The sequence below is a fragment of the Kosakonia oryzendophytica genome (genome assembly GCF_027886705.1).
In the GTDB taxonomy this organism is placed as follows: domain Bacteria; phylum Pseudomonadota; class Gammaproteobacteria; order Enterobacterales; family Enterobacteriaceae; genus Kosakonia; species Kosakonia oryzendophytica.
Window position 1 is genome coordinate 257,785 of the sequence record NZ_CP115659.1, and the last position, 13,709, is coordinate 271,493.

Below are 13,709 nucleotides of genomic sequence, written 5' to 3' on the forward strand. Positions count from 1 at the left end.
ACACACTCCTAAGCCTGGCAGAGGTCGGAAAGGTATGCTGGCGAATTAGCCATTATTCCCATATTCGTGTCGCAATAAACCAAATAACCAGTCGTTTTGCCAGCGTCCCGCCAGCCACCAGGCTTCGCGCAGTTCCCCTTCCAGTATAAAACCGGTTTTTTCCAGTAAGCGCCGGGAAGCGATATTTCCTGACGTAACCGTAGCCACCAGCCGCCGGATGCCACCCTCGCTGAACGCGTAATCGCACACTGCTTTTAGGGATTCCCGACCATAGCCTTTGCCCTGCGCCTGGGGGGCGAACAGGAAACCCACTTCGGCACAGTCATCTTCGCGGTGAATATATCCGGTCACCCCCAGCGGCATTTGCGTCGTGTTGTCGCGGACGACTAAGCAGAGCCAGTGCCGGCTTCCCGGGAACCATTCCGGTAGTCGTGATAGGAATTGCTCGCGGATTTCCTCGCTGGAGCGGGGATCCGCAACGTAGCGCATCACATCCGGCTGCTGTTGCAGTGAAAGGAAAAATTCCCAGTCACTTTCTACAATCGACGAGCAGATCAGTCTTGGGGTACGAAGCATTAACATCGTGAATGTCTCCGGCAATTTTTTTTCGTGTTCAAACGGCTGTCACTGATAATACGTAGCATCTGAGCTATCTTTTAATGACTCATAAATAAAGAAAAAGTTAAGCGCTGACATTGTCCAGCTAATTATTTCTACAGTTGTACTTAAAGGAAAATAATGACACATACTGCCCCAGATAGTACGGGTGAACAGTTTGAAAAGTGTATTGCCGTTATTCGCGAGGCATCCATCGAAATTCTGTTATTGCTCAATGCGCATTTCGATGAGGGAAAAGATCCCCGCTGGTTTTTAGAACAACTGGATATTGCGCGCCTCAGTATGGGTGGGTGGGGCGCAGTGGCTAAACGACTTAAACTCAACGATGCGGAATTAACACAGTTCACTTTACAACTTCGCCATTTGCAGCAGCTCGTTCCGCACTATGAGAGCGGGCAAAACGTGACGGAAAATCAGCTTATCGCCGCGTTGCGTTTTGTGGCGGCGTTAGAAAATCTGCGCGCTAAGCAGCCGTTGCTGAGTTACAACACGTTGACAAAAGTGAGCGATGCGCAGCAGAAACAAGGCGTGACACAGTTGCGGGCGCTGGAGTTGATGATCACGTCGCTGGTGACGCAAGCATGGTCGGACCCGGAGCGGCTGCGTAACCATCTCAAAGTACAGTTTGGTGCAGACCGCGTGCGGCGTTGGCTGCGCGTTGGCGATCGTAACGATGTGCTAAGTGGTATGCGGTTTAGTGAACTGGCGCTGATGCTGATCGATAAGAAGGAGTTCAGTCAGCACTATGCGCGGATCTTCAATGACTCGTCGGTATTAACACTTTTTCTGGAAACGCGTAAAACGCTACAGACGTTTCTGGAAGATATCCGCCAGATACGTGCGGCGGTGATTGCAAACCAGCCGCTGACGTCGAACCAGCTGAGTCTGCTGGCGAGTTATTACCCGCAAATCACCGGGCCGGTACAGCGGGCATGGGAAGAGGGGCGCACGAAAACAAACCCCGACGCATTACTGAAAGAAGCGGGAATGGGGCTGGACGCTTTCTGGGAACAAGCGCGGAAGAAAGATCGCGCGGCCGGAGGTGATGCAATGCCGATACGTGACAATATTGAACCGCCCGCGAAACGTGCGGCGCGTAGCCGCGAGGAGCGAGAGGTCATGCTCTCCGGGGCGTTATGGGGCGCGGTGGGCGTGATGGTGCTGTTAATGGTGATTGGCGCGTTCTGGATGTTTACCAGCGGGCTCTCCGTGCCGAATACCCGTGGAAGCGGTATTACCGTTCCGATTACCGAAGATCGCCAGCGGACATCGCCAAAGGAAGAACTGAGCAATATGGGGATTCCGCGCGATGAGAACAACTTCCGTTCAGCGATCGATCGCAATGACACCAAAGTGGTATCGATGTTTTTACGGACGGGGATGAACTGGAAACTCTCCTGGACGGAACAGGCAATGGAGTCGGATTACAACGAAGTGCTGGACATGCTGCTCCGCTACCGGCTGCAAATGGATGAAAACCGGCCCTGTCGGCGCTTTATCACCACGTTGTCCCATGAAATGCTGGCGGGTAAAAAACTCACTTCAACCGCAAAAAATTATCTAAGGGCATTCTGTACGCGGGACCCAGTGGTGGAGCGCCAGCGCTATGAGATGGAACAGGCGCAACTGCGCTATAACGCTGACCCGTCCGACGAGAACCGCAAACTGGCGGATATTCAGTCTGCCATCTATGACGTCATTGATTAATCAAATCTGCCCGGTAGCGCAATGCTTGCCGGGCATTTTCGTTACGGCTCGCCGTATAAACCAATCAGTCTGCGCACCACACCGTTTGTCCAGCCAAAGCCATCCTGTAGTGGGTACTCCCCACCGCCCCCTTCAGCAGGGGTGCTGCTGGCAATGTGGTACTTCTCAATCAGCTTATGGTGATGCTGGTAATAATGATTTACCGTTTGTAGCCAGCTATGGGCGATTTCGTTGCCCAGTGAATCATTGCCATACAGTTTGAAGCCCTGAATGGCCATCCACTGTAGTGGCGCCCAGCCGTTGGGTTTATCCCACTGTTCACCGGTCTCATACTCGGTTGCCAGAATGCCGCCCGGCGTCAGCAGTCGCGCTGTAACGGCTTCCGCCACCCGGTCAGCCTGTTCATGCGTCGCCATACCGACATACAGCGGGACGATACTGGCAGCGGAAAACAGTGCCATCTCTTCACGACGCCAGTCATAGTCGCGGTAGCAGCCATGCTCATCATCCCACATGTAACGGTTAACCGCTGCCCGGCGATCGCTGGCTTTCTGGCGAAACAGCGCTTCCCGTTCGCGGTCGCCCTTCAGACCGGAAATGTTGGCGATGGTGCTTTCCAGCTTAAACAGGAACGCATTCAAATCGATAGGAATAAACTGCGTGGTGCGGATACTCGCCAGACGATGGGCGTCGCGCAGCCAGCGTGACGAGTAATCCCAGCCGGACGCTGCACCGGCACGCAGATCGCGGTAGACTTCGTTGGCCGGTCGCCCCGAGTTACGCGCGGTCTCCACGTCTTCAATCCAGGATTCGTCGCGTGGCGTATCACGGTCATCCCAGTAGCGATTAAGCAGTGAGCCATCAGGCATGCGCACCACATGGCGGTAGGCCTGGTTGAGCGCCAGCGACTCTGCGCCATCCATCCAGAAGGCGTACTCCATCAGCAAGTGTTCAAGATAGCGCCGTGCACCGCGTACGCCATCCTCTTCAAACAGTTCCACCATCAGCGCAAAGACGGGCGGCTGGGAGCGGCTCAGGTAGTAGGTCCGGTTACCGTTCGGGATATGGCCGTAGCGTTCGATCATCCACGCAAAGTTATCCGCCATACAGCGCAGCAGATCGTCACGGCCGCTTTCCGCCAGCCCAAGCATGGTGAAATAGGAGTCCCAGTAGTAGGTTTCACGGAATCGACCGCCAGGCACAATATAGGCTTGCGGCAGCGCCAGTAATGAAGACCACGGGATATGATCCTGGGGCTCGCGGGTCAGTACCGGCCACAGGTGATCGATATGCTCTTTCAGCGAACGACTGGGGTCGGAGATATACTCTTTTGCGTAGTTTTCCGGCATCCAGAAATGTCTCGCGACAAACTGACGCAGGTCGAATTCCGGTTTGCGTTTGATTTTACGATAGCGAATCAGAATATCGAGCGGATCCATTTTCGGCGCGCAATCGGGAAACGTTTTGCTATCGGCGAAGATGCGTGATGATTGCACGTGTTCAAACAGTTCAAGGTAACGATCGGCAGGGGTAAGCGCATCCGACGCGGGAAGCCCTTCGATCATTTCCGGTTCCGGCTCCGCCTCGATCATTTCATCCAGTTTTAACTCGCACGGATCGGTTTCGTAGACGGTTTCTTCTGCAATCACGAATTCGATAGGTTCTGCGCTTTGTTGTTTCTGGTTGAACATAGTGACGTTGGCCTCCGGATGTCGTCGTAAAAAAATGACGGGTGTTGCCCGGTTCTTTAATAAGCGTAGACATTCGCTTCGGTCTGTGAAAGACAAACTGTGCGCTTGATCACGTTTCTTTATCGGGTAACGGTTGGCGAATTTTCCATAACCTGTTGTTTATTCATAAACAAAACGGATAACCCAACGGCTGGCGCAGCGGCGAAATTCGGAGCATTCGTTTTGCAACGATTTGTGAATAATCCCCCCGCTGTACACTCGTGCAGGGTAAAGTGAGGGGATTGCCCGTCATAAAGAGGAAGCGCTATTTGGAACTCGCCACTATTACGTTAGAGCAATGTCTCGATATCCGCCATGCGGTACTGTGGCCGCAGCTTGAGCGGGATGCCTCGCGCGTGGAAGGCGATGAGCAGGCCTGGCATTATGGCGTATTGTCGCAGCAGAAGATCGTCAGTTGTTTATCTGTGTTTTTGCTCGGCGATCGTCACTGCCAGATCCGCAAATTTGCCACTTTGCAGGCGCATCAACAGCGTGGGTTTGGCGGTTTTTTATTGCGCTCGGTGCTCGATCGGCTACTGCAAACAGGCATGGCGTCGGTACAACTGGATGCCAGAACATCGGCCACATCGTTCTATACCCGTTTTGGTTTTATAGCCGAAGGGACACCGTTCTGTAAAAAAGGGGTGGAGTACATTCGCATGTCGCGCGGGTTATAAACACCCGGCGACATGGCTGCCGCCGGGAGGAGGGTTAACGCGGGATTTGCTGGGTAATGCAGTGGATGTTGCCGCCGCCGAGCAAAATTTCGCGCGCCGGGACACCGGTAATGACAAAGCCGGGGTACATCTCTTCGAACAGCGCCTGTGCTTTGGCATCGGTTGCCGCATCCAGCAGTGGGAAAATAATCTGCTGATTGCTGACCAGATAGTTGACGTAGGAACCGGCCAGGCGGTTGCCTTCATGGCGCTCAATCGCCGTGCCTTTTTCCACACCAATGGTCTCTTCCGCGCTGGCGTACAGCGGTTGCGGAGAGGGCATTTTCCAGACTTTCAGTGTGCGACCCTGCGCATCCTTTACGTTCTCCAGCACGTTGAGCGCTGCAACGGAGCGGGCGTACTGAGGATCGTTCTGGTCGTCAGTCCAGTGCAGCGCCACTTCGCCAGGACGCACGAAGCAGCACATATTGTCGATATGGCCATCGGTTTCGTCATTAAACACACCTTCCGGCAACCAGATTATTTGCGATACGCCAAGATAGTCGCGCAACTGCTGCTCAATCTGATCCTGGCTTAACCCCGGATTGCGGTTGGGGTTCAGCAGGCATTCGGCGGTGGTCAGCAATGTGCCTTCGCCGTCAACGTGGATCGAGCCACCTTCCAGAATCAAATCTGTGTGATAGCAAGGCATCTGGTGGTAGTTCGCCACCTGAGCCGCAACCTGTTGATCGCGGTCCCACGGCGCGTACAACCCGCCGTTGAAGCCGCCCCAGGCGTTAAACGTCCAGCTAATGCCACGCCGTTCGCCCGCCGCATTGCGCACCACGGTGGGGCCGGTGTCGCGCATCCAGGCGTCATCGCTCTCCATCTCCACCAGCGTCACTTCAGCGGGCAGGGTGGCGCGCGCTTTGGTCATCTCAGCGACCGGGACGCCCATAATAACCGGCGTACGGTGCGAGATAGCCTTTGCCACTGCGGCAAAAGCCTGCTGCGCGGGGGCGGCATCTGCGCGCCAGTTATCCGTGCGATAAGGCCAAATCATCCATACCGCCTGGTGTGGCGCCCACTCTGCGGGCATGGCAAATCCATCTTTCACCGGCGTGGTCAGCTGTGACATCGGTTAGCTCCTTACGCTGCCATCAGAGGTGGCGATGGCGCCATACATGTTCGGGCGACGGTCGCGGAACAAACCCCAGGCGGCGCGCTGTGCGGCAACGGCATCCAGATCGAAAGTGTGCACTAGCACCGCTTCGTCGGTTTTGTTTGCCTGCTCCACCAGGGCACCGGTCTGATCGGCAATGAAAGAGGAGCCGTAGAAGGTCATTTCCAGACCTTCAATGTATTTGCTGGCTTCGGTACCGATGCGGTTAGAGGCAATCACCGGAATGACGTTAGCGGCAGCGTGGCCCTGCTGGACGCGGGTCCAGTGCGGCTGGCTGTCGATGTCCGGGTAGGCGGGTTCAGAGCCGATTGCCGTCGGGTAGAAGATCACTTCTGCGCCCTGCAGTGCCAGGCAACGTGCGGTTTCCGGGAACCACTGATCCCAGCAGATACCAACGCCGACTTTGGCATAGCGGGTGTTCCACACTTTGAAGCCGGTATCACCAGGGATAAAGAACTGTTTTTCCTGGTACGCCGGGCCGTTCGGAATATGGGTTTTACGGTAGGTGTCCAGCACGCTGCCGTCGGCGTCGATCATCACCAGCGAGTTGTAATAGGCGTTATTGCTCTTTTCAAACAGGCTCAGTGGCAGCACCACTTCCAGCTCTTTTGCCAGCGCAGAGAAGTGCTTAATCAGTGGGCTGGTGGCGACTTCCTGTGCCAGCGCGTAGTGTTCCGGGCTTTGGTCGATGCAGAAATAGGGCGCAGCGAACAGCTCCTGAATGAGGATGATCTGCGCGCCTTTGCTGTGGGCTTCACGGACCAGGCGTTCAGCGTTCTGAATGTTTTTTTCCAGATCCCAGCTACAGGCCATTTGCGTTGCGGCGACTGTGACATTTCTCATAAAAAATCTCCCGTGGTTCTCAGTTCAGGCGGTGCAGAGCATCAGCACTTATTTTGCTGCAAACTATAGCAACGAAAACCGTTATGCATAAAATGTATTGTTATCATGAAAACATGAACAGGATGCATAGTGGCGATGGATCTGAACTTGCTGCGGTTGGTGCCGATTCTGGCGAAAGAGAAAAATGTCACCCGTGCGGCGCAGAAAGCGAATCTTTCCCAGTCGGCGTTTAGCCATGCGCTGAACCGACTGCGTGAACAGTTAAATGATGAGATGTTTATCCGCACCCGCAACGGCATGGAGCCCACGCCCTATGCAGCGATGATGATCCCGGTGATTGAGAATGCGCTCAGCAAGCTGGATACCGCCACGCGCGGGCCGAGTCACTTTGATCCGCTGCGTGATGCGCACACCTTTTATATCGGCGCGGTGGATTACTTCGAATTTATGTTTATGCCGGTGCTGACCGCGCGTTTTAAAACCATCGCGCCCAATGTGCGCTTGTCTGTCGATATTCTGTCGGAGACGATAAAAGTCGAACGGGTTGAGAAGGGACAACTGGATGCATTTATTGGTGTGGATAATGTGCAGCATATTCCGCACTATTTTAATAAACACCCACTTATTTCTGACCATTTTGTGGCCATTGCCTCTGTTGATCGCCACGATTTGCCCGACCAATTGACGATGAAACACCTTGTCAGCGAACCACAAATCCATTTACCCGCGGTCAGTTCAGGCGCGGATCATATTGACGGCTGGCTGTTGTCGCAGCATCTCTATCGTCCTCTGGCGACGGTGGTGCAGAGTTATGCTGTCGGTGGGCGTGTGGCGGTGGCATCCGGTTATTTGATGTGCGTACCTTTCCGCATCGCGCAGGAGCTGGCGAAGATGTTGCCGCTGCGTATCCTGGATCTGCCGGACGGCGCGCCATCGTACGATTTATTGCTACTTACCCACCGTTTGTATGACTACCAGCCTGCGGTACAGTGGCTGATTAATGAGTTAAAAACGGTGCGGATAGCGTGACCCCCTTGTGTTATGAACAAGGCAGGAAATACAGTGCCAACTCATGTCAGGATAAGGGTGCTGCGGTACAAGCGAAAAAAAACCGACGGGTGAGGTCGGTTTTTTTACATCCAGCGTATCGGGTCACTGCGGATTCTTCCTGCCCAGGCAGCGCAGAACTGTGCTGACAGAGAGCGCTTGAACCCTGCAGACTCAACTGTGCTTGTTGGTCAGTTCAAAGCGTGGTGAAACCAGCCCATACAGCGTCCAGCCGAGGAAGGTCACGATTGAGCCGTAGAGCATGGCCTCTTCACCGGAGGAGTAAAGCGCGTAGAAGCTGTACAGCGCACCGATAAAGGCGACAACGTTAGCGGCTTTGGCTTTCGACGGGGCAACGTTGGCCATTTTCTGAATGATAACCAGCGCAGCCATCGACAGAATGTACGGGATGATGTTGGTGACCACCGCCAGATTGACCAGCACGTTAAACTGGCTGTTCAGCGACGGGCTGATGGTCATCAGCGATAATCCACTCTGGATAACCACAATGGTCAGCATCCCCTGCACCGGCGCATCCACTTTCGTCACGCGTGAGAAGATTTTCGGGAAATAACCTTCGTCGGCGGAAGATTTAAAGACCTGCGCAATGGTGAACTGCCAGCCGAGCAGTGACCCGCAACAGGACATGATCATCAGCGCCATGATCACTTTCCCGACTGCCGGGGTAAACATCTGCGCGAAAGCCAGCCCAAACGGCGCCGTGGAGTTCGCCAGGTCCATATTGGGGACAATCCCGGCAATCACGTTGGTTGAAATGATGTAAATCGCCGCTGCGCCCAATGTTCCGCCCAGTACTGCAATCGGTACGTTACGTTCCGGGTTGTCTACCACGTCGGCATTTGCACAAGCCGACTCAAGGCCAAGGAATGCCCATAACGTCATGGCGATAGAGGAACCGACCGCACTGAAGAATGGCACGTTGTGTGGGTTCCATGAGGCGACATACAGGCTCGGGCTAAACCAGAACCAGCCGATGATGCACAGGCCCACCACCGGAATAATCACCCCCCAGACGGTGATACTGCTGATCTGCCCGGTAATGCGCGCACCGCCGAAGTTAGCCACGGTGCAAATCCACAAGACGCCAATCGTCGCGAGACCAATCTGTACCGGCGTCAGCGACGCACCAAACAGTTCGGTACCGTAACCCACTGCGGAAATCGCAATGGCCACGTTAGCAATTAGCAGCGACATGCCATAGGTGTAGTTCGCCATAAAGTTGCCGGATTTGCCGAACGCGTACTCCGCATAGCCGCCCATGCCTCCGGATTTGCGGCTGAACATACCACACTTGGCAAATGCCCATGCCAGCGCCATCGAACCCACGGCGGTCACCAGCCAGGAGATTATCGAGATGGTACCGACTTCTGCCAGCTTGGTGGGCAGCATAATAATCCCGGAGCCCATCATATTGACCATGGTCAGAATGGTGAGCTGGAGAACGCCCATCTTATTGGATTTTTGAGCACTCATAATTTTTCTCCTTTCAACAGGTTATGTTGCTTTTCCTGCTGTTTGATGACGTAACACCACACTTGTTTACGACCGTCTTGTTCTTCGACATACACACCCTGTAACTCAGGCGCAAAGCCCGGCAGCAGGTTGATCCCCTCTTCCAGCGCGCTGAAATAACGCAGTACCGAACCGCCCCAGATTTCACCGGGGACCACGCACAGTACCCCTGGCGGATAAGGCAGTGCGCCTTCTGCCGCAATGCGGCCTTCCGCATCCGGCAGACGAACCAGTTCTACTTCGCCGCGCAGGTAGGCGTAGTTGGCTTCTTGTGGTGAGAGGCTGACGCGTGGGAAGTGCGATTTGCGGAACATCTCTTTCTGCAACTGTTTCACATTGTGGCGGGCGTAAAGGTCGTGCATCTCCTGGCAGAGCTGGCGCAGGCTGTAACCGTCGTAACGCGCCTGATGCTGACGGTAGAGTGAGGGCAGAACGTCAGCCAGTGGCGCATCGGATTCCAGCAATTTTTCGAAACGCACCAGCAGGGCGATAAGCTGTTGCAGCTTGGCCATATCTTCCGCCGGGGTCAGCAGGAACAGGATCGAGTTAAGATCGCATTTTTCCGGTATCACACCGTTTTCACGCAGGAAGTTGGCGAGGATAGTCGCCGGAACGCCAAAGTCTTCATATTCGCCATTTGCGGCATTGATACCGGGTGTGGTGAGCAGCAATTTGCAGGGGTCAACAAAGTACTGATGTTCGGCATAGCCTTCAAAAGCATGCCACTGTGCGCCCGGAACGAAGTGGAAAAAGCGCAGATCATCGGAGATTTCAGCCGTGTCGTAAGACTGCCATGGCTTACCATCGACGGTTTCCGGCACAAACGGGCGGATATAACGGCAGTTATCGAGGATCAGTTTGCGGGCATCAATGCCGTTGGCGACGCAATCCATCCACATGTTGCGACCGCTCACACCTTCATGCATTTTGGCGTTGATATCCAGCGCGGCAAACAGCGGGTAGAAGGGGCTGGTGGAGGCGTGCATCATAAAGGCATTATTCATGCGCTTATGCGGTACATAGCGAGGTTGCCCTTTGATATGGCGGTCTTTTTTGTGGATCTGCGACGTCTGAGAAAAACCTGCCTGCTGTTTGTGTACCGATTGTGTCACCAGGATGCCCGGATCGTTTTCATTCAGATCCAGTAGCAACGGTGAGCAATCGGCCATCATCGGAATAAATTGCTCGTAACCCACCCAGGCGGAGTCAAACAGGATGTAGTCGCACAGGTGGCCAATTTTATCCACCACCTGACGGGCGTTATAGATGGTACCGTCGTAAGTACCTAACTGGATCACCGCCAGGCGGAAGGGGCGTGTTTCTCTCGCCCGCTGCGGTGCGACTTCGTCAATAAGCTGGCGCAGGTACGCTTCTTCAAAACAGTGGGCGTCGATGCCGCCGATAAAACCGTACGGGTTACGCGCGGTTTCCAGATAGATCGGTGTTGCGCCAGCTTGCAACAGCGCACCGTGGTGGTTTGATTTGTGGTTGTTGCGATCAAACAGCACCAGGTCTCCCGGCGTCAGCAGGGCGTTAAGCACCACCTTGTTGGACGATGAGGTACCGTTGAGCACAAAGTACGTTTTGTCGGCGTTAAAGACGTTGGCGGCATGTTGCTGAGCAATGCACGGCGCGCCTTCGTGGATCAACAAATCGCCCATGGCGACATCGGCATTACACAAGTCGGCTCGAAAGAGCGTTTCACCAAAATATTCAACAAACTGATTCCCGGCCGGATGACGGCGGAAAAACTCACCGCCCTGATGCCCCGGGCAGTCAAACGCGCTATTACCCTGACCTACATAGTCCACCAGTGCCCGAAAGAACGGTGGACGCAGTTGCGTTTCATAGTGATGTGCCGCTGTTTCCAACTGGCGACCATAATAATCGCTGCGGGTTTCGTTAAACTCAAAGACGCCCGAAATGCGTGGCAGATGTTCAGCCGGAACACGTTCTTCATCTTCTGTGGCGACAAAGACCGGAATGCCATAGCCGGTAGCGTCAATTTCATCGAGTTTGCCTCGTTCAATATCATTGACGGATAACACGATAGCAGCGACGTCGATAAATTTACTTTCATCAATATTCACAATATTGCGATGGGTAGAAAAACAGTCAGGGCAAGAACGGCTGATTGCAATTTTTAATTCAGACATTTTCATCTCTTTATTTCAGGTAATAGCAGGTCCTCAATTTCCTGAACAGGAAATTGATATCTCCGGAGCGAATAAGAGCGTCCCACTGATAAATTAAAATCAGTAAGTCGGTTTTATTCAGATGCAATAAACCCTAACCAGTCCGGTCACAAGTAACTCAGGGTTTATTTGGGCGAGCACCGCGAGATACAGGCATTCAGCCTGTATTACAGAGGGTCAGAAAGACCTGTATGCTGGAGTGCCCGTAGTCAAATGACTATCGGGCATTAAAGAAATGAAAGTCGAAGCTATTACGGTTGGCAAACATCATAATATGTGTTGTTCGCCTTATATGTGGCATTGCATGGTTATTGTTTTCCATTTTCATCACCTTTCCTGGGTAAATGTAAGGTGAGGGTATTTTATCCAGGAAAAAGCCGTTTTGTGTGACTATGATCAATAAAAACAGATCGTCCCAGAAATAATTAGTCGCGTTTTATGCATATTGCGAGATAACGCACTGCATTGTTTATTATTTGTTATTTTTGTTAAAATTAATATTTTATTTATTTTTTAACATCCAGAAAAAATAAATTAGCTAAGACAAATAAGTTAAATAAAAAGAGGCGTTAGTTAATTAAAAATAATGAATAAGAATTCACGAAATAACCTGTGATGGCGGTCGTTATGTCGCTTCGTTGAATACAATGACATTTGCGATAGGGTGAAGAAGCGGTCAGGCGCAAACTAAGACAAAGAAAGTGACTGAAGAGAAGCACAATGAAGGCTTCTCTTCAGCTTACGGGGAGGAAGGCAGGAGGGCGCGTGGTTAGCGCATGGTCACAAACTCTTCCGCTGCGGTGGGGTGAATCGCCACGGTGTTATCGAAGTCTTTCTTGGTTGCGCCCATCTTCAGCGCGACCGCAAAGCCTTGCAACATTTCATCCATACCGGAACCGATGCCGTGGATACCGACAATACGCTCTTCAGGACCAACGCAGACCAGCTTCATACGACACGGCTGGCGGTGGGTGGTCACTGCGGTATACATGGCGGTAAACGACGATTTATACACTTTGACTAACTCATCGCCGAACTGTTCGCGCGCCTGCGGCTCGGTTAACCCGACGGTGCCGATCGGCGGGTGGCTGAACACTACGGTCGGGATATTGTTGTAATCCAGATGTTCGTCCGGCTTGTTGTTAAACAAACGTTCAGACAAACGGCGGCCTGCTGCGACCGCCACTGGCGTCAGTTCCACCGCGCCGGTGTTGTCGCCTACCGCATAGATGCCCGGTACGCTGGTGTTCTGGTACTTATCGACCTCGATATAGCCTTTGGCGTTGGTTTTCACTCCGGTGGCGGCAAGATTGAAATTGTCGGTCGCGGGTTCGCGGCCAATCGCCCAAATCAGGCTGTCCACGATCTGTGAACGGCCATCTTCCAGCGTCAGGGTCAGGCTGCCATCGGCATTTTTCACTACCTCTTTCGGCACGGCATGGGTGTGCAGCGTCGGACCTTCGGCGGCCATCACTTCCACCAGCGTTTCGGTGATCAGCGGATCGAAGTTGCGCAGCGGCGCGTGCTTACGCACAAACAGATGCGTTTCAGCGCCAAGGCCGTTAATCACCCCAGCCAGTTCAACGGCGATATAACCCGCACCCACCACCGCCACACGTTTTGGCAGCGCCGGCAGTGCAAAGAAGCCGTCGGAATCAATACCGTACTCCACCCCCGGAATGTCCGGGTGGCTCGGGCGACCGCCGGTGGCAATGAGGATATGATCGGCGGTGAGGGTTTCACCGTTCACTTCGACGGTTTTTGCATCAACAAAACGCGCAAAGCCGCGGATCACATCGACATTATTTTTACCCAGCACATTGTCATACGAGGTGTGAATACGGTCGATATAGGCCGTACGGCTGGCGACCAGTTTGCCCCAGTCGAAGTGGTTTACCGTGGTGTCGAACCCGTAATCCGGGCCATAGAGATGAATGGCTTCCGCGATTTGCGCCGCGTGCCACATAACCTTTTTCGGAACACAACCGACGTTCACACAGGTGCCGCCAAGCGCCTTCGCTTCGATTAGCGCGCATTTCTGACCGTACATCGCCGCACGGTTAATCGATGCAATACCGCCGCTGCCGCCGCCAATAGCGATATAGTCGTAATGTTTGCTCATGGTTGATTCCTTAATCCTGAACGAGGTCGAAAAAGTGTCGCGATTGTAACGCGCAGCCCGAAAGGTTCCACCAAT

At 53.6% G+C, this 13,709-nt stretch carries 11 protein-coding genes; 3 read left to right on the forward strand and 8 right to left on the reverse strand.

Going from position 1 to position 13,709, the window contains the following annotated elements; genetic code table 11:
• Window positions 1–45 precede the first annotated feature (45 nt).
• Window positions 46–582, reverse strand: a complete 537-nt coding sequence (locus tag O9K67_RS01110) for a GNAT family N-acetyltransferase (RefSeq protein ID WP_061492634.1) — start codon at window positions 580–582, stop codon at window positions 46–48.
• 156 nt (window positions 583–738) lie between these two features.
• On the opposite strand from O9K67_RS01110, the gene O9K67_RS01115 reads away from it, so the two are divergent.
• A complete protein-coding gene (locus O9K67_RS01115) occupies window positions 739–2,325 on the forward strand; it encodes an STY4199 family HEPN domain-containing protein (protein WP_061492636.1) in 1,587 nt (528 codons plus the stop codon).
• 41 nt (window positions 2,326–2,366) lie between these two features.
• On the opposite strand, the gene O9K67_RS01120 is transcribed toward O9K67_RS01115, so the two are convergent.
• Window positions 2,367–4,016 carry an alpha,alpha-trehalase gene (locus O9K67_RS01120; RefSeq protein WP_061492638.1) on the reverse strand — a complete coding sequence of 550 codons (1,650 nt, stop codon included), beginning with the start codon at window positions 4,014–4,016 and terminating at the stop codon, window positions 2,367–2,369.
• 308 nt (window positions 4,017–4,324) lie between these two features.
• Between O9K67_RS01120 and O9K67_RS01125 the strand changes: the two genes are divergently transcribed.
• Complete coding sequence (locus O9K67_RS01125; RefSeq protein WP_061492640.1) at window positions 4,325–4,732, forward strand: GNAT family N-acetyltransferase; 408 nt, start codon at window positions 4,325–4,327, stop codon at window positions 4,730–4,732.
• 34 nt (window positions 4,733–4,766) lie between these two features.
• Here the strand turns inward: O9K67_RS01125 and aguA are convergent, their stop codons facing one another.
• Entirely contained in the window at window positions 4,767–5,849 is a 1,083-nt protein-coding gene (gene aguA / locus O9K67_RS01130; protein WP_061492642.1) for an agmatine deiminase, read from the reverse strand.
• Between the two features lie 3 nt (window positions 5,850–5,852).
• Window positions 5,853–6,737 (reverse strand): N-carbamoylputrescine amidase, encoded by an 885-nt coding sequence (gene aguB, locus O9K67_RS01135; RefSeq protein ID WP_061492644.1) that lies wholly within the window; start codon window positions 6,735–6,737, stop codon window positions 5,853–5,855.
• Window positions 6,738–6,872: 135 nt separating this feature from the next.
• Here aguB and O9K67_RS01140 point away from each other — a divergent pair, with 135 nt between their 5' ends.
• Window positions 6,873–7,766, forward strand: coding sequence for a LysR family transcriptional regulator (locus O9K67_RS01140; RefSeq protein ID WP_082794119.1), 894 nt, complete (start codon window positions 6,873–6,875; stop codon window positions 7,764–7,766).
• Between the two features lie 192 nt (window positions 7,767–7,958).
• Here the strand turns inward: O9K67_RS01140 and potE are convergent, their stop codons facing one another.
• From potE to gorA, 4 genes are all read right to left on the reverse strand, one after another.
• Window positions 7,959–9,278: a putrescine-ornithine antiporter gene (gene potE, locus O9K67_RS01145; protein ID WP_061492648.1), complete on the reverse strand. Its 1,320-nt coding sequence runs from the start codon at window positions 9,276–9,278 to the stop codon at window positions 7,959–7,961.
• On the reverse strand, window positions 9,275–11,473 hold the full coding sequence (speF, locus tag O9K67_RS01150; protein WP_061499694.1) for an ornithine decarboxylase SpeF: 2,199 nt from the start codon (window positions 11,471–11,473) through the stop codon (window positions 9,275–9,277). The genes potE and speF overlap by 4 nt, the downstream gene beginning before the upstream one ends.
• A 256-nt stretch (window positions 11,474–11,729) precedes the next feature.
• Window positions 11,730–11,834: a leader peptide SpeFL gene (gene speFL, locus O9K67_RS01155; protein ID WP_134319175.1), complete on the reverse strand. Its 105-nt coding sequence runs from the start codon at window positions 11,832–11,834 to the stop codon at window positions 11,730–11,732.
• A 447-nt stretch (window positions 11,835–12,281) separates the two neighbouring features.
• On the reverse strand, window positions 12,282–13,634 hold the full coding sequence (gene gorA, locus O9K67_RS01160; protein ID WP_061492650.1) for a glutathione-disulfide reductase: 1,353 nt from the start codon (window positions 13,632–13,634) through the stop codon (window positions 12,282–12,284).
• Window positions 13,635–13,709: the final 75 nt, after the last annotated feature.